Source organism: Cupriavidus sp. FW305-27 (assembly GCF_058787995.1).
This window is the reverse complement of sequence record NZ_JBYTAG010000002.1, coordinates 172,792-194,934: the sequence shown is the minus strand read 5'-3', so window position 1 is coordinate 194,934 and position 22,143 is coordinate 172,792. Positions and strand designations below refer to the sequence as shown.

Annotated in this window: 21 protein-coding genes; 8 read left to right on the top strand and 13 right to left on the bottom strand. The window is 67.8% G+C overall.

Annotation, left to right across the window (positions count from 1 at the left end; genetic code table 11):
* The first annotated feature begins 8 nt into the window (after positions 1 to 8).
* The 6 genes from cydB to moaA all read left to right on the top strand — a co-directional run bounded on the left by cydB (position 9) and on the right by moaA (position 5,529).
* Positions 9 to 1,016, top strand: a complete 1,008-nt coding sequence (gene cydB / locus AC3WRI_RS01870; RefSeq protein WP_010809253.1) for a cytochrome d ubiquinol oxidase subunit II — start codon at positions 9 to 11, stop codon at positions 1,014 to 1,016.
* A complete protein-coding gene (locus AC3WRI_RS01865; protein ID WP_010809252.1) occupies positions 1,016 to 1,153 on the top strand; it encodes a DUF2474 family protein in 138 nt (45 codons plus the stop codon). The genes cydB and AC3WRI_RS01865 overlap by 1 nt, the downstream gene beginning before the upstream one ends.
* Positions 1,143 to 3,251 carry an FUSC family protein gene (locus tag AC3WRI_RS01860; RefSeq protein ID WP_231881441.1) on the top strand — a complete coding sequence of 703 codons (2,109 nt, stop codon included), beginning with the start codon at positions 1,143 to 1,145 and terminating at the stop codon, positions 3,249 to 3,251. The genes AC3WRI_RS01865 and AC3WRI_RS01860 overlap by 11 nt, the downstream gene beginning before the upstream one ends.
* Complete coding sequence (locus tag AC3WRI_RS01855) at positions 3,238 to 3,450, top strand: DUF1656 domain-containing protein (RefSeq protein WP_010814449.1); 213 nt, start codon at positions 3,238 to 3,240, stop codon at positions 3,448 to 3,450. The genes AC3WRI_RS01860 and AC3WRI_RS01855 overlap by 14 nt, the downstream gene beginning before the upstream one ends.
* The gene (locus AC3WRI_RS01850; protein ID WP_011617255.1) at positions 3,447 to 4,280 is read left to right on the top strand and encodes an HlyD family secretion protein; all 834 of its coding nucleotides are present in this window, start codon (positions 3,447 to 3,449) and stop codon (positions 4,278 to 4,280) included. The genes AC3WRI_RS01855 and AC3WRI_RS01850 overlap by 4 nt, the downstream gene beginning before the upstream one ends.
* A 148-nt stretch (positions 4,281 to 4,428) precedes the next feature.
* Positions 4,429 to 5,529, top strand: a complete 1,101-nt coding sequence (gene moaA, locus AC3WRI_RS01845) for a GTP 3',8-cyclase MoaA (RefSeq protein ID WP_492292433.1) — start codon at positions 4,429 to 4,431, stop codon at positions 5,527 to 5,529.
* A 24-nt stretch (positions 5,530 to 5,553) separates the two neighbouring features.
* On the opposite strand, the gene AC3WRI_RS01840 is transcribed toward moaA, so the two are convergent.
* The 6 genes from AC3WRI_RS01840 to AC3WRI_RS01815 all read right to left on the bottom strand — a co-directional run bounded on the left by AC3WRI_RS01840 (position 5,554) and on the right by AC3WRI_RS01815 (position 12,901).
* Positions 5,554 to 5,820 carry a helix-turn-helix domain-containing protein gene (locus AC3WRI_RS01840; RefSeq protein ID WP_010814452.1) on the bottom strand — a complete coding sequence of 89 codons (267 nt, stop codon included), beginning with the start codon at positions 5,818 to 5,820 and terminating at the stop codon, positions 5,554 to 5,556.
* Positions 5,807 to 7,261 carry an aminotransferase-like domain-containing protein gene (locus AC3WRI_RS01835; RefSeq protein WP_492292431.1) on the bottom strand — a complete coding sequence of 485 codons (1,455 nt, stop codon included), beginning with the start codon at positions 7,259 to 7,261 and terminating at the stop codon, positions 5,807 to 5,809. Before AC3WRI_RS01835 ends, AC3WRI_RS01840 begins: the two co-directional genes overlap by 14 nt.
* Before the next feature lie 69 nt (positions 7,262 to 7,330).
* A complete protein-coding gene (locus AC3WRI_RS01830; RefSeq protein WP_492292429.1) occupies positions 7,331 to 8,542 on the bottom strand; it encodes a molybdopterin molybdotransferase MoeA in 1,212 nt (403 codons plus the stop codon).
* A complete protein-coding gene (fdhD, locus tag AC3WRI_RS01825) occupies positions 8,536 to 9,381 on the bottom strand; it encodes a formate dehydrogenase accessory sulfurtransferase FdhD (protein ID WP_010814455.1) in 846 nt (281 codons plus the stop codon). The genes AC3WRI_RS01830 and fdhD overlap by 7 nt, the downstream gene beginning before the upstream one ends.
* Before the next feature lie 134 nt (positions 9,382 to 9,515).
* Entirely contained in the window at positions 9,516 to 11,843 is a 2,328-nt protein-coding gene (locus AC3WRI_RS01820) for an FdhF/YdeP family oxidoreductase (RefSeq protein WP_492292427.1), read from the bottom strand.
* Between the two features lie 149 nt (positions 11,844 to 11,992).
* Complete coding sequence (locus AC3WRI_RS01815; protein WP_010814457.1) at positions 11,993 to 12,901, bottom strand: LysR family transcriptional regulator; 909 nt, start codon at positions 12,899 to 12,901, stop codon at positions 11,993 to 11,995.
* A 152-nt stretch (positions 12,902 to 13,053) separates the two neighbouring features.
* Here AC3WRI_RS01815 and AC3WRI_RS01810 point away from each other — a divergent pair, with 152 nt between their 5' ends.
* Entirely contained in the window at positions 13,054 to 14,235 is a 1,182-nt protein-coding gene (locus AC3WRI_RS01810; protein ID WP_011617259.1) for a M20 aminoacylase family protein, read from the top strand.
* A 26-nt stretch (positions 14,236 to 14,261) separates the two neighbouring features.
* Entirely contained in the window at positions 14,262 to 15,272 is a 1,011-nt protein-coding gene (locus AC3WRI_RS01805; RefSeq protein ID WP_010814459.1) for a tripartite tricarboxylate transporter substrate binding protein, read from the top strand.
* 21 nt (positions 15,273 to 15,293) lie between these two features.
* Here the strand turns inward: AC3WRI_RS01805 and AC3WRI_RS01800 are convergent, their stop codons facing one another.
* The 7 genes from AC3WRI_RS01800 to AC3WRI_RS01770 all read right to left on the bottom strand — a co-directional run bounded on the left by AC3WRI_RS01800 (position 15,294) and on the right by AC3WRI_RS01770 (position 21,995).
* Positions 15,294 to 16,067: a dienelactone hydrolase family protein gene (locus AC3WRI_RS01800; RefSeq protein WP_011617260.1), complete on the bottom strand. Its 774-nt coding sequence runs from the start codon at positions 16,065 to 16,067 to the stop codon at positions 15,294 to 15,296.
* 80 nt (positions 16,068 to 16,147) lie between these two features.
* The gene (locus AC3WRI_RS01795) at positions 16,148 to 16,960 is read right to left on the bottom strand and encodes a helix-turn-helix domain-containing protein (RefSeq protein ID WP_439669107.1); all 813 of its coding nucleotides are present in this window, start codon (positions 16,958 to 16,960) and stop codon (positions 16,148 to 16,150) included.
* Positions 16,961 to 17,022: 62 nt separating this feature from the next.
* Positions 17,023 to 17,679 (bottom strand): methionine ABC transporter permease, encoded by a 657-nt coding sequence (locus AC3WRI_RS01790; protein ID WP_011617262.1) that lies wholly within the window; start codon positions 17,677 to 17,679, stop codon positions 17,023 to 17,025.
* The gene (locus tag AC3WRI_RS01785) at positions 17,660 to 18,493 is read right to left on the bottom strand and encodes a methionine ABC transporter ATP-binding protein (protein WP_439671861.1); all 834 of its coding nucleotides are present in this window, start codon (positions 18,491 to 18,493) and stop codon (positions 17,660 to 17,662) included. Before AC3WRI_RS01785 ends, AC3WRI_RS01790 begins: the two co-directional genes overlap by 20 nt.
* 9 nt (positions 18,494 to 18,502) lie before the next feature.
* Positions 18,503 to 19,327 (bottom strand): MetQ/NlpA family ABC transporter substrate-binding protein, encoded by an 825-nt coding sequence (locus AC3WRI_RS01780; protein ID WP_439671862.1) that lies wholly within the window; start codon positions 19,325 to 19,327, stop codon positions 18,503 to 18,505.
* A gap of 92 nt (positions 19,328 to 19,419) precedes the next feature.
* The gene (locus AC3WRI_RS01775) at positions 19,420 to 20,760 is read right to left on the bottom strand and encodes an LLM class flavin-dependent oxidoreductase (RefSeq protein WP_010814465.1); all 1,341 of its coding nucleotides are present in this window, start codon (positions 20,758 to 20,760) and stop codon (positions 19,420 to 19,422) included.
* 17 nt (positions 20,761 to 20,777) lie between these two features.
* Complete coding sequence (locus AC3WRI_RS01770) at positions 20,778 to 21,995, bottom strand: acyl-CoA dehydrogenase family protein (RefSeq protein WP_010814466.1); 1,218 nt, start codon at positions 21,993 to 21,995, stop codon at positions 20,778 to 20,780.
* Positions 21,996 to 22,143: the final 148 nt, after the last annotated feature.

The following is a 22,143-nucleotide window of genomic DNA, read 5'->3' as shown; positions in this document are numbered from 1 at the left end:
TGATCAACATGGGTATCAACCTTCCCGTTATCTGGGCCGCCCTGATCTTCTTCGGTGTGATGATGTACGTCATCATGGACGGATTCGATCTTGGCATCGGCATTCTCTTTCCCTTCGTCGGCGACCGTCATGACCGCGACGTCATGATGAACACGGTGGCCCCGGTCTGGGACGGCAACGAAACCTGGCTGGTGCTGGGCGGCGCGGCGCTGCTGGGCGCCTTCCCGCTGGCCTACTCGGTGCTGCTCAGCGCCTTCTACCTGCCGCTGATGTTCATGCTGATGGGGCTGATCTTCCGCGGCGTGGCCTTTGAATTCCGCTTCAAGGCCAGCGACCGCAGCCGCCCGTACTGGGATGCCGCGTTCACGTGGGGATCTGTGCTCGCCGCCTTCTTCCAGGGCGTGACACTGGGCGCCTATATCGACGGCATCGCCATGGAAGGCGCCACCTTCACCGGCGGCGCGCTCGACTGGCTGGCGCCGTTCCCGGTCTTCTGCGGCGTGGGCGTGGTGATCACCTATGCCTTCCTCGGGGTCACCTGGCTCATCATGAAGACCGAGGGCCGCCTGCAATGGACCATGCTGCGCGTGACCAACGTGCTGACCGGCGTGATGCTGGCAATGGTCGCCGCGGTGAGCGTGTGGACGCCGCTGACCCATCCGGAGATCGCGCAACGCTGGTTCGCGCTGCCCAACCTGTTCTTCTTCCTGCCGGTGCCGCTGCTGGTGCTGTTCTCGGCCTTCGGCATCTACCGGTCCCTGCGCAAGCACCCGAACGTGTCGCCGTTCCTGTACGCGCTGCTGATGATCTTCATGGGCTATACCGGGCTTGCCATCAGCATCTGGCCCAATATCATCCCGCCGTCGATCTCGATCTTCGATGCGTCGTCGCCCCCGCAAAGCCAGGGCTTCGCGCTGGTCGGCACCCTGTTCATCGTGCCGATCATCCTGGCCTACACCTCCTGGTCCTATTACGTGTTTCGCGGCAAGGTCAAGCGCGGGGAGGGGTACCACTGATGGCCAGGATCCCGCAATCGCGGCTGGCGGCCCGCCTGGGCTGGCTGCTGGCGCTGTGGCTGGCGGGGGTCGGCACCGTCTTCGTCTGCGCCAGCCTGATGAAGCTGCTGATGCGGGCAGCCGGGCTTGCCAACTGAAGCCATGCCGTCCTCTGGCCCGCTCTCCCGTCCCGCGCTGCCCGCGCGCACCGCCGGCGTGTTCGACACGCTCGCGGCAGCCTGGGCGGGACGCCCCGACCTTGCACCCTGGCTGCATTCGCTGAAGGTGTTCGGCGCGGCAATGCTGGCGCTCTACGTGGCGCTGGCGCTCGGGCTGCCGCGGCCCTACTGGGCCATGGCCACCGTCTACCTGGTGTCCAGCCCGCTGGCCGGCGCCACCTATGCCAAGGGCACCTACCGCGTCTTCGGCACGCTGCTGGGCGCGGTGTGCGCGGTGGCGCTGGTGCCCTGGCTGGTCGACGAGCCGGTGCTGCTGATGGCCGCGATCGCGTGCTGGACCGGCACCCTGCTCTACCTGTCCTTGCTGGAGCCGGCGCCGCGCAACTACATCTGCCTGCTGGCCGCCTATACGCTGCCGATCGTGGCGCTGCCGACGGTCACCAACCCGGCCACGGTCTTCGACGTGGCCCTCACCCGCATCGAGGAAATCGTCATCGGCATCGTCTGCGCCAGCGTGGTCAGCGCGGTGGTGTTTCCCTCGCGCACCACGCCGGCGCTGGCCGCGCGCGCGTCGGCGTGGCTGGACCACGCCTCGCGCTGGATCACCGACGTGCTGGCCGCCGGCGCCAGCGCGGGCCAGCGCCATGACAGCTTCAGCCTGCTGGCCGCCGATATCCTGGCAATGGAAACCCAGCTGGCGCAGCTGACCTATGAAGCCGACGGCGCCCTGACCCTGCGGCGCGCACGTGCCCTGCACCAGCGCATGACGGCCCTGCTGCCGCTGGTGCTGGCGCTGGCCGATGCCGCCGGCGCCTTGCACCGGCATCCGGCGGGCATGCCTGACACCGTCGCGCAGCGCATGCGCGCCACGCTGGCCTGGATCGCCGGCGACGCCGGCGCGTCCCGGCCGCCGCCTTCCTGGTACCCGGCAGGCACCACGCCCGCCGCACCCGCGGACTGGCATGCACGGCTGGTCGCGGCGACCTGCACCTACCTGGACGAACTGGGCGACCTCTGGCAAGACTGCCGCCTGCTGCAGGCCAGCCTGCGCCAGGGCGGGAGCGAGCCCACCGCGCTGCGCTACCGCGTGGAACCCGCCGGGCAGGCGCGGCACCATGACCACGCGCAACTGTTGTTCCGCGGCGCCACCGCCGGCTCGGCCACCTTCGTCGCGGGCCTGTTGTGGATGGTGTCGGGGTGGGTCGATGGCGCCGTCCCGGTCGGCCTGGCCGCGCTTGCCAGCTGCTTTATCGCCACCACCGCGGAGCCGCGGCTGATGGCCGGCCGGGTGATCGCGTGGAGCATCGGCTGTGCGTTGCTGTCCTGGTACTACCAGTTCGTGGTGCTGCAGCTGGCCCATGACTTTGGCTCGCTGGCCGCCCTGCTGTGCGGCCCCTACCTGGTCATCGGCGCCATGACCACGCAGCCGCGCAATGCGCTGTTCGGCGTGTTGCTGGCGGTCACGGCGGCATCGTTCCCGGGCCCGCAGCACCTGACCGCGGCAAGTTTCGCCGGCATCTTCAACAGCAGCCTGGCAAGCCTGGCGGCGCTGGTGTTCGCGGCCTTGTGGGCGGTCCTGATGCAGCCCTTCGGCCAGCAGCTGGTGGCCTACCGGCTGGCCCGGGCCAACTGGAACGAGATCGCGCTGGCGGCGCACCCGCGCGCGCCGGTCAACAGCGCGCGGCTGCGCGGCCGCATGCTGGACCGGCTGCTGCGCCAGTGGCCGCCATTGACCCGCCGCAACAATGCCAGCGGCAGGCACGCCGGCAGCGCCGTTGCCGACTTCCTGGTCGAATCCGCCGCGCTCGCGCTGCGGCGCGCCCCCGCTGGCGTGCCTGCGCCGCACCGCCGTGCCGTGGAGCGCGTGCTGGCCGGCGTGGCACGCCACTACCGCCAGTGCGCGCGCACCGGCCATGCCAGCCCGCCCGCTCCGGCACTGGCGGCGCAGATCGACGCGGCCTTCGCGGCGCTGGCCTCGTCGGCGCACGGCAGCCCCCGCACGGCGCTGGCGGCACTGGCCACCCTGCGGCTGGCCCTGTATCCGCCTACCGAAGGAGAGCCCCATGCACGCCACTGAGTTCGACCTGTACGGCGTCTTCGTGCCGGCCACCGTGGTGTGGATGCTGGCCGCGTTCGCGGTGACCGCCGGCGTGCGCGCCGTGCTCGCCCGGATCGGCTTCTACCGCATCGTCTGGCACCGGTCCTTGTTCAATTTCTCGCTCTATATCCTTGTACTGGGCGCGCTCGTCGCGCTCCTCTGGCAGGCCCCATCATGATTCGCAAGCTTTCGCTGCTCGGCCCCGTTGCGGTGACCCTGGCGGCCGTGGTCGCCGCGGCGCTGACCGCCTGGCATTTGTGGCAGTACTACACCGAGGCGCCCTGGACCCGCGACGGCCATGTGCGCGCAGAAGTGATCCAGGTCGCGCCGGACGTGTCCGGCCTGGTCACTGCCGTGCTCGTCGGCGACAACGCCCGGGTGCAACGCGGCCAGGTCCTGTTCGTGGTGGACCAGGAGCGCTTCAGCCTGGCCCTGAAACAGGCCCAGGCCGAGGCCGCGTCGGCGCGCGCCGCGCTGGCACTGGGCCGGCGCCAGGCGGCGAACGCGGCCGCCGTGGCCGCCGTGGCCGCCGCGCAGGCGCGCATCGACGAAGCCGATGCCGCGGTGGACGTGGCCAGGCTCAACCTGGCCCGCTGCCGCGTGACCAGCCCGGTCGACGGCCATGCCAGCGACCGCCTGCCGCGCGTCGGCGACTTTGCCACCCGCGGCAGGCCGGCCCTGTCGGTGGTGGCCAGCGGCTCGCAGTACGTGGAAGGCTATTTCGAGGAAACCAAGCTGCCCGCGATCCGCGTCGGCAGCGCCGCCGAAGTGCATATCATGGGCCAGCGCACTCCCTTGCGCGGACATGTGCAGAGCATTGCGCCCGGCATCGAGGACCAGGACCGCGCCATCGGGCCCAACATGCTGCCCAGCGTCAACCCGACCTTCAACTGGGTGCGCCTGGCCCAGCGCATACCGGTGCGAATCGCACTGGACCAGGTGCCCGCCGGGGTCCACCTGATCGCCGGCCAGACCGCGACGGTGCGCATCCGGGCGCCGCGCGAATGAGGCGCCCCGACGCAGCCATACCGGCCCCGCCGGAACTGTTCTGCTTCCGCTCCTGCCGATTTGTACGCCTGCCGGGCGGCGATCGGTCCCTACCATGGAGGGCATGGCATGCGCCATGCCCTACCCCATTGCCCCCGGGAGATTCGCCATGCAAGCAGCGCTTGTGCAAGAAATGCCCGCCGCCCGCAGTCTTGAGGCGCCCGAGCCGGACCACGCATCACCCGCCTGCCGGGACCAGCTGGGCCGTCCGCTGCGCGACCTGCGGCTCTCGGTGATCGACCAGTGCAACTTCCGCTGCACCTACTGCATGCCCAAGGAGCGCTTCGGGCGCGACTACCCGTTCCTGTCGCCTGAGCAGCGCCTGTCCGATGCGGAACTGCTGCGCATCGTGCGCGCCTTTGTCGGCCTGGGCGTTGAGAAAGTGCGCCTGACCGGCGGCGAGCCGCTGCTGCGCAAGGGCATCGAGTCGCTGGTCGAACGCATTGCGGCCATGCGTACCCTGGACGGCCGGCAGGTGGAAGTGGCCATGACCACCAACGGCAGCCTGCTGGCCCGCAAGGCGCGTTCGCTGCGCGACGCAGGCCTGGGCCGGGTCACGGTCAGCCTGGACAGCCTGGACGACCAGATCTTCCGCGCCATGAACGATGTCGATTTCCCGGTCGGGCGCGTGCTGGAGGGCATCGACGCGGCCATCGCGGCGGGCCTGGCACCAGTCAAGGTCAACTGCGTGGTCGAGCGCGGCACCAACGACGAGCAGGTGCTGCCGCTGGTGGAGCACTTCCGTGGCAGCGACGTCACGCTGCGCTTTATCGAATATATGGATGTGGAAGGCCCGAGCGGCTGGTCACAGTCACGCGTCGTCCCGTCCGACGAGATCCGCGGCATGGTCGAACGCGCGCATGCGCTGCTGCCGGTCACCCGGCGCGACGGCGAAACCGCCAGCAACTACCTGCTGGCGGATGGCAGCCTGAAGCTGGGTTTTATCTCCAGCGTTTCGCACCCGTTCTGCGGCGATTGCACCCGCGCACGCGTTTCGGTCGACGGTCGGCTTTACCTGTGCCTGTTCGCCACCAGCTCTGTCGACCTGCGCCAGCACCTGGGTGCCGCGCGCCCCGATGAAGCCGTTGCGGACGCGGTCCGGCAAGCCTGGCAGGCCCGCGGCGACCGCTACTCCGAGCTGCGCGCGGACCGGCTGGCCAGCGGCAAGCGCCAGTACCCGACGGTGCGCATGTCGCTGGTCGGCGGCTGAGCCGCGGGCGCGGCTTTCGGCCACTCAGTCAGGATTCGGGAAAGCCTGCGCGGCAAGCTCCGCGCCGGCTGGTGTCAGGCTCGCGTGACCGCGGCCTTCCTCGTCGATCGCCACGTCCGCCAGTCCGGCGGCCTGCAGTTGCGTCAACACGCGCCGCAGCACGCTCATTGGCAGCTGGGCCCGCTTCGCGATCTTGGCGAGCGACCAGGGGCTGCCGCCGCCCTCGCGCCCAGCCTGCCACAGGACCTGGAGCGCCGCGACCATGGCGGGATCGATATCAGCGTCTTGCATGCTCTTGCTCGCCGGGCTCCCGGCTGCGCGCCAGCAGGTGCTGCGCGATCCTGCCCAGCGTCTGCACGGCGGACTCGATGCCGGGCGACCATTCCCCGCTGTAGTTCAGCCGGATGCAATGGCGGTAAGTGGCCCCGGGCGCAAACATATGCCCGGGCGCGATGGTGATGCGGTGCTCCAGCGCGGCGTGGTACATCTCCATCGCATCGATGCCCTCCGGCAGCTGCACCCACAGCACATAGCCTCCCGCAGGGCGCGACGGGGTGGTGCCGTCCGGGAAGAACCTGCGCACCGCGGCGGCCATGATGTTGGCCTGCTGCGCATAGGCCTTGCGCACCCGCCGCAGGTGGAAGTCGTAGCCGTCGTTCTTCAGGAACTCGGCAATCGCCAGCTGCGGAATGGCGGGCGTGGTCAGCGTGTTGAGGAACTTGAGCCGTTCCACCGCCTCGCGGTAGCGGCCCGGCAGCGCCCAGCCGATCCGGTAGGCATTGGTCAGCGTCTTGGAGAACGAGGAGCAATGCAGCACGATGCCGGCCTTGTCAAACGCCTTCAATGAACTGGGATGGGCCTCGCCGTAATAGAGCTCGCCGTAGACGTCGTTCTCGATGACGGGGATGTCCTTCTCGGTCAGCATGGCCACCAGCGCGCGCTTCTTCTCATCGGGCATCTGGAAGCCGAGCGGGTTCTGGAAATTGGGCATCACCATGCAGGCGGCCACGCCCTTTTCATCGATCAGCCGCGCCAGCTCGCCGATGTCGATGCCTTCCACCGGATCGGTCGCCACCTCGATGGCGCGCATGCCCAGCCGCTCGATAGCATGGAGCATGGCGTAGAAGGTTGGCGACTCCACTGCGATGGTATCGCCCGGCCTGGCCACCGCCTGCAGGCAGAGGTTGATGGCCTCGGTCGCGCCGATGGTGACGATCACCTCGTTCGGATCGATGGCGTAGCCGTTCTCCAGGTAGCGGCGCGAGATCTGCCGGATCAGCTCGGGGCTGCCGGGCGGCAGGTCGTCGAGCATGGTCCACTTGGCATAGCGGCGCGCGATATTGTTGGCGTACTGGTTGATGCGCTGCCACGGAAACAGCGAAGGGTCCGGATAGGGCGAACCGAGCGGCACGGCATCATCGGAACGGATCGAACGCAGCGTGGAAAGCACCAGCGCGCTGACATCCACCGCCGAGGGCTTGGCACTGGGCCTGGACGGGCGCAGCTCGACCACCGGCTCGCCCGGCCGCGCGCGCACGAAATAGCCGGACTGCGGCCGGCTTTCGATGATGCCGCGGCTCTCCAGCAAGACGTAGGCCCGGATCACCGTGGTGATGCTCATGCGGTGGTGCTGGCTGGTCTGCCGCACCGAGGGAATCCGCTCGCCGGGCAACAGCACCCCCCGCTGCACCAATGCTTCTATGTCCGCAGCCAGCTTTTCATATAGTTTCACGCTGCGCTCCCCTTCCCATGTCCCTTGCGCCCGGCCGGTGCCTGGTCCGGCCCTTGCCCCGGGCTGCTGTCAGCTGAGCCAACGATGAAGATCATAGTACGGCAGGGGCACATTTTGGAGTTGTCCGGTGCATTGGGGTTCGACCCGCACAAAGCCGCTGGCCTGGCCGAGCGCCGACACCGAGGCGGCACCCTGCTGTGCATTGACCTGCACGAAGCTCTCGCGGCCGCCGAGGTTGCCGATTTCGCCCACGCGCCAGAAGGCATCGCCGCGGTGCGGGCGGGTGCCCGCCAGCGCCGCCCTGACCCGGCCTACCGGCGGGAACAGCTCCGCGCGCCCCTGCAGGCGGCGCAGCAGCGGCGTCACCAGCAGCGCGAAGGTGGCATAGGCCGCCGCCGGATTGCCGGGCAGGCATACTACGGGCTTGCCGCGCAGGCGCCCCACCGTGACCGGCTTGCCGGGCTTCATGTTGACGCCACGGCAAAGCAGCTCGCCGCCTGCCGAAGCCAGCGCCGCCGCGACCAGGTCGCGCTGGCCGACCGAGGCACCGCCGGTGACCAGCACCAGGTCGGCGTCGGCGGCAAGTTCCCGCAGCATGTCGTGCAAGGCGCGCTCGTCGTCCTGCACGTGGCGGTGGCAACTGACCACGGCGCCCATCGACTGCACCAGCGACTCGAGCATCGGGCCATTGACGTCATGCACCTGGTACACGTCGCGCGGCTCGTCGTGCGCCGCCACCTCGTCGCCCGAAGTCAGGATGGCCACCTCCACCAGCCGGCAGACCGTGGCCTCCGTCAGTCCCTGCGACGCCAGCGCGGCAATATGCCCCGCATGCAGCAGGGTTCCCGCCGACAGCAGCAGGTCGCCCCGGCGGGCGTCCTCGCCCTTGCGCCGGATATGCTGGCCCGCCACGGGTGCGCGCGCGCAGACCACGCCGCGATAGGTTTCCTCGGCATCCTCCAGCGCGACCACGGCACCGGCGCCGGGTGGAATCACGCCGCCGGTGTAGATGCGGATGGCCTGGCCGGGCAACAGCGGCTGCGGCTGCGTGCCGGCGTAGACGACCTGCTGCAGCGGCAGGCAGGCGTCAGCGCGGCAGTCTTCACAGCGCACCGCATAGCCGTCCATGGCACTGCGGTCCGCCGCGGGCGTATCCATGACCGCGGCCACGTCGCCGGCCAGCACGCGGCCGGTCAGCAGGCCCAGCCACACGGTTTCGGTCTGCCGCACGGGCTCCGCGCACATCGCGAAGACCGCCTGCGCCTCGTCAAAGTTCAGCATGCTGCGCCTCCGCGGGCGGCATCCAGTGCGGCGCCGGTATAGTCGACATAACCATCCTGGCGGCAGAAGCTGAGCAGGCGCAGACCGGCCTGCTCGGCGATGCGTATCGCCAGCGAGGTCGGCGCCGAGATCGTCGCCAGCATCTGGATATTCATGCGCGCCACCTTGCGCACCAGTTCATAGCTGGCGCGGCTGGACAGCAGCACGAATCCGTCGTCCATCGCCACGCGCTGCATCGCCAGGTGGCCGATCAGCTTGTCCAGGCCGTTGTGGCGGCCCACATCCTCGAACACATGCAGGATCTCGCCGCCCGCATCGCACCAGGCCGCGGCGTGGACGCCCCCGGTGGCCTGCATCAGCCGCTGGTGCGACGGCAGCGCCGCGACCGCGCGCTCGATCATCTCGCGCGACGGCGTCAGCCGGGTGGCCGGCTCGGGCATGCGCGCCGGCTCCAGGTCGAGCAGCTCGATGCTCTCGATGCCGCAGACGCCGCAGCCGGTGCGCCCCGCCAGCGCGCGCCGGCGGGCCCGCATGGTGGCAAAGGCGTGCTCGCTGATCTCCATCTGCACCTCGGCGCCGTGCGGGTGCACGCGCACTTCCAGGTCGTGGATCTCGGCATTGCGCCCGACGATGCCCTCGGTCAGCGAGAAGCCGACCGCGAACGCCTCAAGGTCCAGCGGCGTGGCCATCATCACGGCGTGCGAGATGCCGTTGTACACCAGCGCCACCGGGAGTTCTTCCGCCACGTTGTCCGTGGCCGGCTGCACCAAGCAGTTTTTGTGCCGCACGATGCTGCGCGCTTCATAGCCTGTGTGTTCGACCAGTTCGGTGCATTCCATGGGATCTCTCGTAAAATTATGTGCAGCGCCCGCTTGCATGCTGACGGTTTGTTCCCCTCTCCCGCTTGCGGGAGAGGGGAACGTTCACCAGGGGTGTCAGTCGCTTGACGAGCGGTATTGCGCGCAGCGCGGGATCAGCTCGCCGCCGCGTTCTGGCGACGGGACGGCGTCAGCAACACCGGCACCGACTTCGACGTGGGCGTGCCGCAGCCATCGCCCGTGCTTTCCAGCGGCACCAGCGGATTGGTCTCGGGGTAGTACGCCCCCAGGCAGCCTTGCGGGATGTCGTATTCGACCAGCACGAAGTCCTCGACCTGGCGCTGCACGCCGTCGTCCCAGACACTGGTGATGTCCACGTGCTGGCCCGCCTTCAGGCCAAGCCGCGCCAGGTCAGCGGGGCTGATGAAGACCACCCGGCGCAGGCCGAACACGCCGCGGTAGCGGTCGTCCAGGCCATAGATCGTGGTGTTGTACTGGTCATGCGAGCGCGTCGTCATCATCACCATCAGCTTGTCGCCATACTTCTGGCGGGCCCGGCTGATGGGGGTGTCCTTGTCGATGCGGTTGACCAGGAACTGCGCCTTGCCCGACGGCGTATGCCAGACCCGGTTGCATGCCGCCGGCGTCAGGTGGAACCCGCCCGGCACCGCCACGCGCTCGTTGTAGCTCTCGAAGCCGTCGATCACCTGCTCGATGGCGTCGCGGATGCGGGCGTAGTCCTGCGCATACCAGAGCCAGTCGATCTTCTCCGAGCCCAGCGTGGCGGCCGCCATGCGCGCGACGATGGCAATCTCCGACAACAGGTGCGGCGACGCCGGCGCGTTCATGCCAAAGGAGATATGGACCATGCAGACCGAGTCCTCGACCGTCACGCCCTGCGCCACGCCGTCCTGCTGGTCGATCTCGGTGCGGCCCAGCGTCGGCAGGATCAACGACTCCCTGCCGTGCACCAGGTGGCTGCGGTTGAGCTTGGTGGCGATGTTCACGGTCAGGTCGCACTGGCGCAGGGCCTCGAAGGTGCGTGGCGTATCCGGCGTGGCGGTGGAGAAATTGCCGCCCAGTCCGACAAAGACCTTGACCTTGCCCTCGAGCATCGCCGAGATGGTGTGGACCACATCATAGCCATGCTTGCGCGGCGGCTCGAAGCCGAAGGCGGCCTGCAGGCGGTCCAGGAATTCCGGCTCGGGCTTCTCTTCGATACCCACCGTGCGGTCGCCCTGCACGTTCGAATGCCCGCGCACCGGCAGCAGCCCGGCGCCGGGGCGCCCGATGTTCCCGCGCATCATCATCAGGTTGGACAGGATCTGCACCGTCGGCACAGAGTGCTTATGCTGCGTCAGGCCCATGCCCCAGCAGGCGATCACGCGCTTGCCCTTGGCGTAGACCTGGGTCAAAGCATCGATGTCTTCCTGCGACACGCCCGACTCGGCGACGATGTCGGCCCAGCTCTCCGCGCGCAGGTCTTCGATGAAGTCGCCGTAGCCGATGGTGTGCTCGCGCACGAAATCCACGTCGATCAGGCGCTCGCGGCCGTGCCGGATGGCCTCTTGGTCGAGTTCGTCCAGGCGCTTGGCCATGCCCTTGATCAAGGCAAAGTCGCCGCCCAGCTTGGGCTGCACGAACATCGAGGCGATCTTGGTGCTGGAGCCGGTCAGCATCTCCACCGGGTGCTGCGGGCTGGTGAAGCGCTCCACCCCGCGTTCGCGCAGCGGGTTGATCGAGACGATGGTGGCGCCGCGCCGCGCGCATTCGCGCAGCTCGCCCAGCATGCGCGGATGGTTGGTGGCCGCATTGTGGCCGAACAGCAGGATGGTGTCGGCATGCTCGAAATCATCCAGCACCACGGTGGCCTTGCCCACGCCGATGGTCGGCGGCAGGCCCCGGCTGGTGGCCTCGTGGCACATGTTCGAGCAGTCGGGGAAGTTGTTGGTGCCATAGGCACGCACGAACAGCTGGTAGAGGAATGCGGCCTCGTTGCTGGCGCGTCCCGACGTATAGAATGCGGCCTGGTTCGGGTCCGGCAGCGCGCGCAGGTGGCGCCCGATCAGCGCAAAGGCCTCGTCCCAGGCGATCGCACGGTACTTGTCGGTCTTTGCGTCATAGACCATGGGGTGCGTCAGCCGCCCGTGCTGCTCAAGCTCATAGTCCGTCTGCGCCATCAGCGACGTCACCGTGTGCTGCGCAAAGAACTCGGGGGTCACGCGCATGCTGGTGGACTCGGCGGCCACGGCCTTGACGCCGTTCTCGCAGAACTCGAAGGTGGAGGCGTGCTGCCGGTCCGGCCAGGCACAGCCGGGGCAGTCGAAGCCATCGGCCTGGTTCTGCTTGAACAGCATCTTGTACTTGCCACCGGCAACCTTCTCCTTGATCAGGTTGATGGCAACGTACTTCAACGCACCCCAGCCGGCGGCGGGGTGGGTGTAGGGGGCGATGTGGCCTTTTTCAGGGGTCGGGGAGCTCATTGGCGTGGTGTCCTGTAACGACGGGGGCGCTGTCCGGCGGCCTGCCAGTGCTGCGGCGGGGACCGGATCGTTGCGGTGTCACCAGATTAGATTTCCCGGGTGCCCCCGGGTACATACAAAGGGGCGCTTGCCCGGGGAGCACAGTTGCTTCAGACCAGCGGGAACGCCTTCACCACATGCCGCAGCAGGCTGTCGGCCACCGGGGACAGGTGCCGGCCGGTCCGGGTGATGATGTGGATGCGGCTGTTGTTCAGGATGGGATTTGCCAGCGGCAGCGACACCAGTTGCCTGAACTGCGGCTCCTTCAGCGCCACCGAGCGTGCCGTCATGATGTAGCCCAGCCCCATCGCTGCATATTCCCACAGCACCTTGAACGAGTTGGTGACAAGCATCGGCTTCAGGGTGACGTGCTCGTCCAGCTCCGCCGCCTGGATATGCTTGCGCACACCAAACGATTCCGTCAGCGCCGCTCCCTGGTGCGGCGCCAGATCCGCCAGCGTCAGTGCGCGGCGCTTGCGCGCCAGCGGGTGGTCTTTACGCACATGCACGCGGATCGGCGACAGCCGTGAATAGTGCGAGCGCAGGCGCACATCGTCGGGCGGCTGAAAGACGAAGCCGACATGCGCCAGGTCCTCCAGGATATGCCGGACCGTTTCATCGGTGCCGGCCACCTGGATGCTGCAGCTCACGTCGGGATGCTTGCGCAGGAAGCCCTGCAGCACGGGCTCCAGCACCAGGTCGACGAAGCCTTCGCCAAAGACCAGCTCCACGTGGCCGCGCCGCGCATTCTTCAGGTTGTTGACCTCGGCCAGGAAGGTATCGTTCAGGTCCTGCTGGCGCCGGGCAAACAGCGCCAGCAGGCGCCCGGCATCGGTGGCGACAACACCCCGGCCGCGCCGCTCAAGCAAAGTCAGCCCGGTTTCCTGCTCCAGTTTCGCCACGGCGCGGCTCACTACGGACGGGTCCAGCTCAAGCACCTCGGCCGCGCCGCGCACCGTGCCGGTCTCGATGATCTGCAGCAAGCACAGCGCCCGCTTGCGGTCCAGCACATCTTCCATGTCTTCCTCCTCTGGCTCGTGCCGCCGCCTCAGGACGGCAGCACGGACTTTTTAATGTTGCAAATTATGCAACGTTTCTGCCTCATCATTGTCATGGTTTCGGCAAGCGCCTGCGTGGAGAATGCTGTGGACGACCACGCTCCGATACCGCCATGAACCAGGCCCCGCTTGCCGAACTGCACCAATCCATCCAGACCCTGTCGCCGGAGTTCGTTGAGATCCGCCGAAAGATCCATGCGCACCCCGAACTGGCCTTTGAAGAGCGCCAGACCAGCGACCTGGTCGCCGGACGGCTGGCGGCATGGGGCTACGAGGTGCATCGCGGCATGGGCACCACCGGCGTCGTGGGCAGGCTAAGGAAGGGGCAAGGCAGCAAGGCGCTGGGCATCCGCGCCGACATGGACGCGCTGCCGATTCAGGAAAAGACCGGCCTTGACTACGCCAGCACCATCGCCGGCAAGATGCACGCCTGCGGCCATGACGGGCACACGGCGATCCTGCTGTGTGCCGCCAGGTACCTGTCCGAGTCCGTTAATTTCAATGGCACGCTCAACCTGATCTTCCAGCCGGCCGAGGAGAACGAAGGCGGTGCGCTGCGCATGCTGGACGATGGGCTGTTCGAGCAATTCCCCTGCGACGAAATCTATGCGCTGCACAATTCCCCGGGGCTGCCGGTCGGCCAGATCGGGGTCATCGCCGGCCCTGCCATGGCCTCGTTCGACCGCGCCACGGTCACGCTGCGCGGCCGCGGCGCCCATGGCGCCATGCCTCATCATGGCATCGACGCCATGCAGTGCGCCGCCAGCATCGTGCTTGGACTGCAATCGATCGTCAGCCGCGAGATCGATGCGCTCAAGTCCGCGGTCATTACCGTAGGCTCCATCCAGGCTGGCACCACCTACAACGTCGTGCCCGACAGCGCAACGATCAAGATCGGCGTGCGCACGCTGGACCCGCAGGTGCGTACGCTGGTCGAAGCGCGCATCAGCGAATTTGTCGCCGCACAGGCCCAGAGCTTCCGGCTGCAATCCGAGGTCATCTACGAACGCAAGTACCCGGTACTGGTCAACCACGACGCGCAGACCGAGCGCGCGCGCCAGGCCGCGATCCGGCTGGTGGGCGCGGACAACGTGGTCGAGCGCCCGCCGGTGATGGGCAGCGAAGACTTCGCCTACATGCTGGAGCACCGGCCCGGTGCCTACATCCGGCTCGGCAACGGCCTGGGCGAGGATGGTGGTTGCATGGTCCACAACCCCCTGTACGACTTCAATGACAAGGCCCTGCCTGTCGGCGCCGCATTCTGGGCGCACCTGACGCAAAGCTATCTGGTTTGAACAACAATTCTTCGGGGACATCCACCATGGCTTCACTGAACCGCCGCCGCTTCCTTCAATATGCCGGTGTTTCCGCCGGCACCTCCGTGCTGGCCAGCCTGCCGGCCTTTGCCGCAGACAACTTCCCCGCCAAGTCGCTGTCCCTGGTGGTCCCCTACCCGGCCGGCGGTGCCAGCGACACTTCGGCGCGCATCTTCGGGGAATCCATCAGCAAGAGCGTCGGGCAGCAGGTGGTCGTCGAGAACTACGGCGGCGGCACCGGGCTGATCGGCGCCAACAAGGTGCTGGGCGCACCGGCCGATGGCTACACCTTCTTCCACGGCTCGATCAACGAGGTCTTCCTGGCTCCCATGCTCAACCCGGCGGCGCGCTACAAGCCGCAGGACTTCCAGCTGGCCGCGCCCATCAGCGACGCCAACATCGTGCTGATGGTCAGGAACGGCATTGCCGTGGATACCCTGGACAATTTCCTGGACTATGCGAAGAAAAGCAAGGGGAAACCGCTGACCTACGCCACGGTCGGCATCGACTCCATCTATCACCTCATGGGCGATGCGCTGGCTGCCCGGCTCGGCGTGCCCTTCCTGCACGTGCCGTACAAGGGCGGCGCTCCAGCGCTGCAAGGCCTTGCCGGCGGGGAGGTCGACTTTGCCATCCTGCCCTACCAATCCAGTTTCGACAGCATGCAGCAACAGGGCCGGCTGAAGGTGCTGAGCAGCTTCGCCAAGGCCCTGCCCCCGGCGCTCAAGCATATTCCGCTGATCTCGCAAAGCCGGCTGGTGCCCGACTTCGAGTACTCGATCGGCGGCGGCTACTTCGTCAGGCAGGGCACGCCCGCTAGCCGGGTGGCAGTGCTGCGCAAGGCGATTGGCGAAGCCCTGGCCAAGCCCGAGATCCGGGCCAAGCTCGAAGCCGAGGGACGTACGGTCGCACAGCCGATCAACAGCCAGGAGCAGGCGAATCAGGTCTTCGACCAGTACCTGGGACGTGTCACGCAACTGATCCGGAACGTGGGCCGCAAGACCAACGCGTCCTGAAGTCATGTCGCAGCGCGCGCCTTAGCTGGCCGGCCAGGCTGCCTTGGGTGACACACCCGGGGCAAGCCGTTCCGCCAGGAAGGCCTGCATTGCCGCCCAGGACCGGCGGTCCGCCGCCGCATCATAGGCAATGCCACGATCCGGAAGATTCGCCCCCTCGAACGTGAATGCATGCAGGGCATGGCCATAGGCATGCAGCTGCCAGTCGGCGCCGGCGCCGGTCAGCTCCCCTGCAATGCCGAGAACATCGTTCGGCGGCGCGACCGGGTCTTCCCAACCATGCAGGAGCAGGATGCTGGAAGTAATGGGTGCTTGCGGGCCGATCCGCGGCGGTTGAAGCACCCCGTGGAAGCTGACGGTAGCCAGCAGGTTCGGCGGGGCCGCGCGCGCCAGGTCCAGGGCGCACAGGCCGCCGAAGCAATACCCAAGCGCAGCCATCCGCTTCGCATCGACCCCGGGAAACGTGGTGGCCGCATCGAACCCGGCCAGCAGGCGCCGGCGCAACAAGCGGCGATCGGCCATCATCGGGCCCATGAGATGCGCGTTGTCTCCCAGCTCGTCACCACGGACGCCCTTGCCGTACACGTCTGCGGCAAAGCAGATGTAGCCCAATGCCGCAAGCCGGTCGGCGCAGCAGCGCATCGCGGCGTTGAGTCCGCTCCATTCGTGGGCCAGCAGCACGCACGGCGTGCGTTGGGCCAGCCCGGCGGGCCGCGCTACATACCCTTCGAAGACAGTCGTGCCATCCGTGTATTCGACCAACGATTGTTCCAGCGGCAGATTCCCAGCGTCCATAGCATTCTCCTTTTGAGCCGCCAGCATGCGGCAGGCGGGGAACGCTGTATTGAACGTTTGGGACGCCAGGTGTTGCGTCGTCAGAGATAGAAGGCCGGGGCATCGTCTGGCAGGCGTCCGAAGTACTCGGCGAGCGGCGATGGCCCGTTGCGCGCATAGTCGCCCGGCGTCTGGGCCAGGCGCCGCCGCCAGCTCCGTATCTGATGTGGCTGATCGCTATAGCCTGACAGCGCGTCGCCCGCGCCGCGCTGCACCGCCTGGATGCTGGACTGCAGTCGCTCCAGGTCCATCAACTGCTTGGGGCCAACGCCAAGGTGCCGCTCGAACCAGCGGTTCAGCTGGCGCCGGTTGACGGCGGTCAGGCTGGCGACTTCCTGCACTTGCCGTCCCTGGCGCAGCAGCGCATGCGCCGCCCTGATCGTCGCCAGTTCCGCAGCCGGCCGGATAGCCGTCATGCGTCGCAGCAACCACGCGTCCAGCTGGCAGGCAACCCTCGCCGGGGTCCAGGCGGCGCTCAGGTCGGCGCTGAGCGCATGGGTCGCGCCATCGCCAAGGTATCCGGCCAGGTCCAGCAGCTGATCCTTGCAGTCCGGCCCGATGCCGGGGAACAGCCGCGCCAGGCCCGCGCCACTCAGCATCGCCATGACGAAATAGGTGTCCGGCCACGACCGCCATTGCCGGCTGGTCGACTGGAAGCCCAGCAGCGACACCTGCGGCACGGTCGGGCCGCCCTCCATCGCGTTCGGGCGTCCGAAGTTGATCGAGAGCACCGCCCCCGGGTACGGGCAGGTCACGATCCGCCTGCCCGCGTAAACACCCGCCAGGTCCTCGACGAACCAGTAGCCGTTGACGTAGGGCGCCAGGGCGGCGCAAGGAGCAATCACCTGGAACATAGCGGACGTGTCGTGGCATGCGCCGGAAACAGGACAGCCGTACCTTTATCACAAAGCGTCGACTAGCGCCGGTGGTCGAACCGCCGCGCCAGCCGTTCACCGGCAAACTGCACCAGCGTGACCAGCGTCACCAGGATCGCGATCACATGGAACATCACGGCGGTCTCGTAGCGTTCGTAGCCATAGCGGATCGCCAGATCACCCAGCCCGCCGGCGCCGACCGCGCCCGCCATCGCCGACGAACCGATCATGGCGATCACGGTCACGGTGGCGCCGCCGATGATCGCGGGCATCGCCTCCGGCAGCAGCACGTGGCGCACGATATGCCAGCGGCGGCATCCCATGGCTCGGGCCGCCTCGACAAGCCCCGGGTCGATCTCATTGAGTGCAACCTGCGAGATGCGCGCGAAGAACGGTATCAGGTGGGCGCTCAGCGGCACCACCGCCGCCCACGTGCCCATGGTGGTGCCGACGATCATGCGCGTCACCGGAAGCATCGCGACCAGCAGGATGATGAAGGGAATCGAGCGGAACATGTTCACCAGCACCGACAAGGTCCGGTGCAGCCGCGGCCGCGGCGCCAGGCCGCCGGGAGCGGTCATGGTGAGCACGAGGGCCAGCACCATGCCGGCGGCGAACACCACGGCGCACGCGCTGGTGGTCATCAGCAGGGTCTCGCCCAGTGCCTTGAAATACTTGTCAGCCATTGGCAGCAGCACGATGTGCAGTCTCCTGTCTGGTTGTGTCCGGCACGGCGGCCATGCGGTGCCGCAATGGCCGCAGCAGCGCGATGGTGGCTTCCGCGTGCGGCTCGGCAAACACCTTCCAGACGGTGCCATGCTCGATGACGTGGCCGTGGTCGAGCACCAGCACGCGGTCGCAGGCTTCACTGATCACCGCCATGTCGTGCGTGATCAGCACCACGGTCAGCCCCAGCCGCTGGTTGATGTCGCGCAGCAGCGCCAGGATCTGTTCAGTGGTCTCCGGGTCCAGCGCGGAAGTGGCCTCATCGCACAGCAGGATCTCGGGCCGGTGCACCAGCGCACGGGCGATGCCCACGCGCTGCTTCTGCCCGCCGGACAGCATCACGGGATAGGCGCGCGCCTTGTCGGTCAGCCCGACCAGGTCCAGCACCTCCATCACACGGACCGCGATCTCGTGGCGCGGCACACCCGCCACGCGCAGCGGCAGCGCGACGTTGTCGAATACGGTCTTGGCCGACAGCAGGTTGAAGTGCTGGAAGATCATGCCGATCCGGCGCCGCAGCGTCACCAGCCCGTTCTCGTCCAGCAGGCCGATATCGGTGCCGTCGATGCGGACGTGGCCGGTGTCGGGACGCTCCAGCATGTTGATGGTACGCAACAGCGTCGACTTGCCGGCGCCGCTGCGGCCGATGATGCCGAAGCGCTCGCCGCGGCCAATGGTGAAGGAAATATCGGCCAGCGCGGGGGCGCCTGCCCCCGCGTAGGTCTTGCCGATCCCCGCGAACACGATATGCGGCGCGGACTCGCGCAACGGTAGGACAGCGTGCATGCTGGCTCGTCAGAAGGCAGGGATCACGGAACCCTGGTATTTGGTCTGGATGAACTTGCGCACCTCGTCGGACTGATAGGCCTTGACCAGCCGCGCGACCCACGGCGCGCCCTTGTCCTTCTCGCGCACGGCAATCACGTTCACGTACGGGTTGTGCTCCCTCTTTTCCACCGCGATGCCGTCGCGCGTGGCGATCAGGCCGGCCTGGTACGCAAAGGTATTGACGATGGCGGCCGCATCGACGTCTGGCAGCGCGCGCGGCAGCACCACCGAGGCGCTTTCCACGAACTCCAGCTTCCTCGGGTTGGCCGTGATGTCGGCCAGCGACGCCGTGCCGGTATAGGGATCGAAACCATCCTTGAGCTTGACCAGCCCGTGGTCGCGCAGGATCACCAGCGCGCGCGTCTGGTTGCTCGGGTCGTTCGGGATGCCGATGCGCGCGCCGTTGGGCAGCGCCTCCAGCGACTTGACTTTGCGCGAATAGAACGCGATCGGCGAGATCAGCGTATCGCCGACATTGACGATCTTGTAGCCCCGCTGCCGGACCTGGTCGCGCAGGAACGGGATGTGCTGGAAGGCATTGGCATCGAGGTCGCCATTGTTGAGGGCCTCGTTGGGGCTGGCGGTGCCGGTGATGACGATGGTCTGCACCTTCAGCCCCTGCTTGTCGGCGACGCGCGTCACCAGTTCCCAGATCTCTTCGTCGACCCCGCCGCGCACGCCGACCTTGAGTGGCCGGTCGCTGGCTTGCGCGTGGGCGTTGCCGATGGAGAGCGTGGCAAGCGCCGTCAGCGCGGCGAGTGCGAGGGTGGCAAGGAAAGGGCGTCGTGTCATGGCAGGTGGGCAGTGATAAGGAAGGACCAGTCTAAGAAACGCCCGTTGCCCAGTCCACGAAGGAATACGACGTAGCAAATGCGGACTTCTGCTTACGCCGCAGCCTGCGCCGGTACCCGTCCCGCGGGCCGTTCGCGGCCCAGGTGCGAGCGCAGCGTGGTACCCGCGTACGCAGTGCGGAAAATGCCGCGCCGCTGCAGGATCGGCACCACGCCATCGACGAAGGCCTGCAGCCCGTCGGGCAGCGCATCGGGCATCAGGTTGAAGCCGTCCGCGGCACCATGGCGGAACCAGTGTTCGATATCGTCGGCCACCTGCTCCGGCGTGCCCACGATCACGCGGTGGCCGCCGCCGCCCGCCAGCTCGCGGATCAGCGCCCGCACCGTCAGGTTCTGGCGCTGCGCCACCGCCACGGTGGCGCGGAAGAAGGTGTGGTTGCCGTTGGCCGGCAGCGCCAGGTCATCTGGCAGCGGCGCGTCCAGGCTCAGCCGTTCCACCGGGATGCCTAGTGTGCCGGCCAGCCGCACCAGGCTGTAGTCCCACGGAATCAGGTCGACCAGCTCGTCGCGGCGCTGCCGCGCCTGCGCCTCGGTGGCGCCGATGATGGTGGTCAGCCCCGGCAACACCTTGACCGCGTGCGGGCCGCGGCCCAGCGCTTCGGCACGTGCGTTGATCTCGCGCTTGTAGGCCAGCGACTCCTCGAACGACTGCGACGCGGAGAACACCGCCTCGGCATGCCGCGCGGCCAGCTCGCGCCCGTCGCTGGAGCCGCCGGCCTGGAACAGCACCGGATGGCCCTGCGGCGGCCGCGGCAGGTTCAGCGGGCCCTGCACGTCGAAGAAGGTGCCATGGTGCGCCACCGGCTGCAGCCTGGCGGTATCGACAAAGCGCCCGTCGTGCTTGTCGCCGATCAGGGCATCATCTTCCCAGCTGTCCCACAGCGCCTTGACAAGATCCGTGAACTCGTCGGCACGCGCATAGCGCTGTCCGTGGTCCGGCGGCGCGGCGCGGCCGAAGTTGCGTGCCGAGCCGGCATCCGCCGTGGTCACCACGTTCCAGCCCGCGCGGCCGCCACTGACATGGTCCAGCGTGGCAAAGCGCCGCGCGATGTTATAGGGCTCGTTGTAGCTGGTGGAGGCCGTGGCCACCAGTCCGATATGGGTAGTCGCCGCGGCGACGCAGGCCAGCAGCAGGGTCGGCTCCAGCGCCGTGATCGGCCGGAAATGGATCTGGTCGGCAATCGACGCATTGTCGGCCAGGAAGATCGCGTCAAACTTCCCCGCTTCAGCGATGCGTGCCAGGCGGATGTAGTGCTGCACGTCCACGAACGCACGCGGGTCGCTGGCGGGCAGGCGCCACGCCGACGGCACGAAGCCGGAATGGAGCGCGTTGATATTCAGGTGCAGCTGGCGCTGCGGTGAGCTTGTTGTCATCGTTCGCCTCCGGCGGCTCAGAACACCCGGCCTTCGGCCAGGTGCGTGGTGTCGCCGTTCAGGTGGTAGGCGCCGACCACGCGCGCCTTGTGCAGCAGCGGGTTGTGGCTGAAGATCGTGCGCAGGTTGCGCCAGTGCCGGTCGAAGTTGTGCTGCCTGGCGGTGGCCGAGGCGCCGCCGGCCTCGAACATGCGCTCGGCCACGTGCAGCGCCAGCTTGCTGACCACCAGCTGGGTCTGCGCGGTGGCCAGCGCGCCGGCCAGGACCAGCGCTTCGGCGTCTTCGGAGCGTGCCAGCAGCGCATCGGCCGAGCGGTCCAGTGCGCGCGCATTCTCACGCACGAGTGCGTCGATGGCATGGCTGTGCGCGGCCAGGTCGCCGATCACCTGCTGGATGAAATGGTCTTCGCGTGCCGAGGATGCCGGGCTGTGCAGCACCGGACGGCCATGCTCGCGCACATAGCGCAAGGCATCGGCCCAGGCATTGCGCACGATCCCCGCCGCCACCGCCACCAGGTGCAGCTGGCGCAGCGCGCCGCAGTGACGACCGACCAGCGTGCTGTTGGCGCGCCGCGTCACTTCATCGGCGAGCACCTGCACATCGTCCAGCACCAGGCTGCCGCTGGCGGTCATGCGCTGGCCCATGCCGTCCCAGTCGTCAACGACGTTGAAGCCGGGGCGATCGGTCGGGATGATGATCGAGGCATCGGCGCCATCGGCATCCTTTACATTGATGCGGGCGTAGTCGGCAAAGGCTGTGCCGGTGGAGTAATACTTCTTGCCGCTCAGGCGGTAGTGCCCGCCGTCGCGCCGCAGCGCCGTGCTGATTTCACCGGGACGCGACGTGCCGCGTTCGGTGGAGGCACCGCCGAAGATCGCGCCCCCGACAATGCGCTGCACCTGCAGGTCATTGAACGCCGAGCGCGGCGCCAGGCGCAGCGACTCGGTCTGGTCGAAGTGGATGCGCAGCGCGTGCGCGACGTTCGATTCCTCCGCGGCAAGCGCGGCAATGACCTCGAACAGGTCGGCCAGCGAGCCGCCCAAGCCACCCTGCTCCACCGGGAGCCGGAGCACGCCAAGCCCGGACTCGCGAAACAGCGCGAAGGCCTCATAGGGCAGCAGCCGCCGTGCCTCGCGGGCGGCCGCGTCGACGCCAATCTTCCGCGCCAGCGCCGGCACGGCGTCCAGCGCGGCGCGCAGCGCGTGCCGCGCATCGAAGTCCAACGGGGCATTCATAAAGGATTCCTTCCTTGCGGATGAGCAGGCTCACAAGATAGGGAACCCTGCATCACACGGGAACGAATGAATGCCTATATCGTTATCTACCCAATGGACTTCAGCCGACTCCGGAATAAGTGCCACTAAGTGCACTCGACTGAAATTG

Bases quoted from the DNA above. Each gene is read 5' to 3' on its own strand.
- AC3WRI_RS01795 (WP_439669107.1), bottom strand. From the start codon at position 16,960: ATGTTCCAGGTGATTGCTCCTTGCGCCGCCCTGGCGCCCTACGTCAAC.
- AC3WRI_RS01840 (WP_010814452.1), bottom strand. From the start codon at position 5,820: ATGCAAGACGCTGATATCGATCCCGCCATGGTCGCGGCGCTCCAGGTC.
- AC3WRI_RS01780 (WP_439671862.1), bottom strand. From the start codon at position 19,327: ATGACACGACGCCCTTTCCTTGCCACCCTCGCACTCGCCGCGCTGACG.
- AC3WRI_RS01855 (WP_010814449.1), top strand. From the start codon at position 3,238: ATGCACGCCACTGAGTTCGACCTGTACGGCGTCTTCGTGCCGGCCACC.
- AC3WRI_RS01815 (WP_010814457.1), bottom strand. From the start codon at position 12,901: ATGGAAGATGTGCTGGACCGCAAGCGGGCGCTGTGCTTGCTGCAGATC.
- cydB (WP_010809253.1), top strand. From the start codon at position 9: ATGGGTATCAACCTTCCCGTTATCTGGGCCGCCCTGATCTTCTTCGGT.
- moaA (WP_492292433.1), top strand. From the start codon at position 4,429: ATGCAAGCAGCGCTTGTGCAAGAAATGCCCGCCGCCCGCAGTCTTGAG.
- AC3WRI_RS01805 (WP_010814459.1), top strand. From the start codon at position 14,262: ATGGCTTCACTGAACCGCCGCCGCTTCCTTCAATATGCCGGTGTTTCC.
- fdhD (WP_010814455.1), bottom strand. From the start codon at position 9,381: ATGGAATGCACCGAACTGGTCGAACACACAGGCTATGAAGCGCGCAGC.
- AC3WRI_RS01775 (WP_010814465.1), bottom strand. From the start codon at position 20,760: ATGACAACAAGCTCACCGCAGCGCCAGCTGCACCTGAATATCAACGCG.
- AC3WRI_RS01865 (WP_010809252.1), top strand. From the start codon at position 1,016: ATGGCCAGGATCCCGCAATCGCGGCTGGCGGCCCGCCTGGGCTGGCTG.
- AC3WRI_RS01800 (WP_011617260.1), bottom strand. From the start codon at position 16,067: ATGGACGCTGGGAATCTGCCGCTGGAACAATCGTTGGTCGAATACACG.
- AC3WRI_RS01820 (WP_492292427.1), bottom strand. From the start codon at position 11,843: ATGAGCTCCCCGACCCCTGAAAAAGGCCACATCGCCCCCTACACCCAC.
- AC3WRI_RS01770 (WP_010814466.1), bottom strand. From the start codon at position 21,995: ATGAATGCCCCGTTGGACTTCGATGCGCGGCACGCGCTGCGCGCCGCG.
- AC3WRI_RS01810 (WP_011617259.1), top strand. From the start codon at position 13,054: ATGAACCAGGCCCCGCTTGCCGAACTGCACCAATCCATCCAGACCCTG.
- AC3WRI_RS01850 (WP_011617255.1), top strand. From the start codon at position 3,447: ATGATTCGCAAGCTTTCGCTGCTCGGCCCCGTTGCGGTGACCCTGGCG.
- AC3WRI_RS01830 (WP_492292429.1), bottom strand. From the start codon at position 8,542: ATGCTGAACTTTGACGAGGCGCAGGCGGTCTTCGCGATGTGCGCGGAG.
- AC3WRI_RS01785 (WP_439671861.1), bottom strand. From the start codon at position 18,493: ATGCACGCTGTCCTACCGTTGCGCGAGTCCGCGCCGCATATCGTGTTC.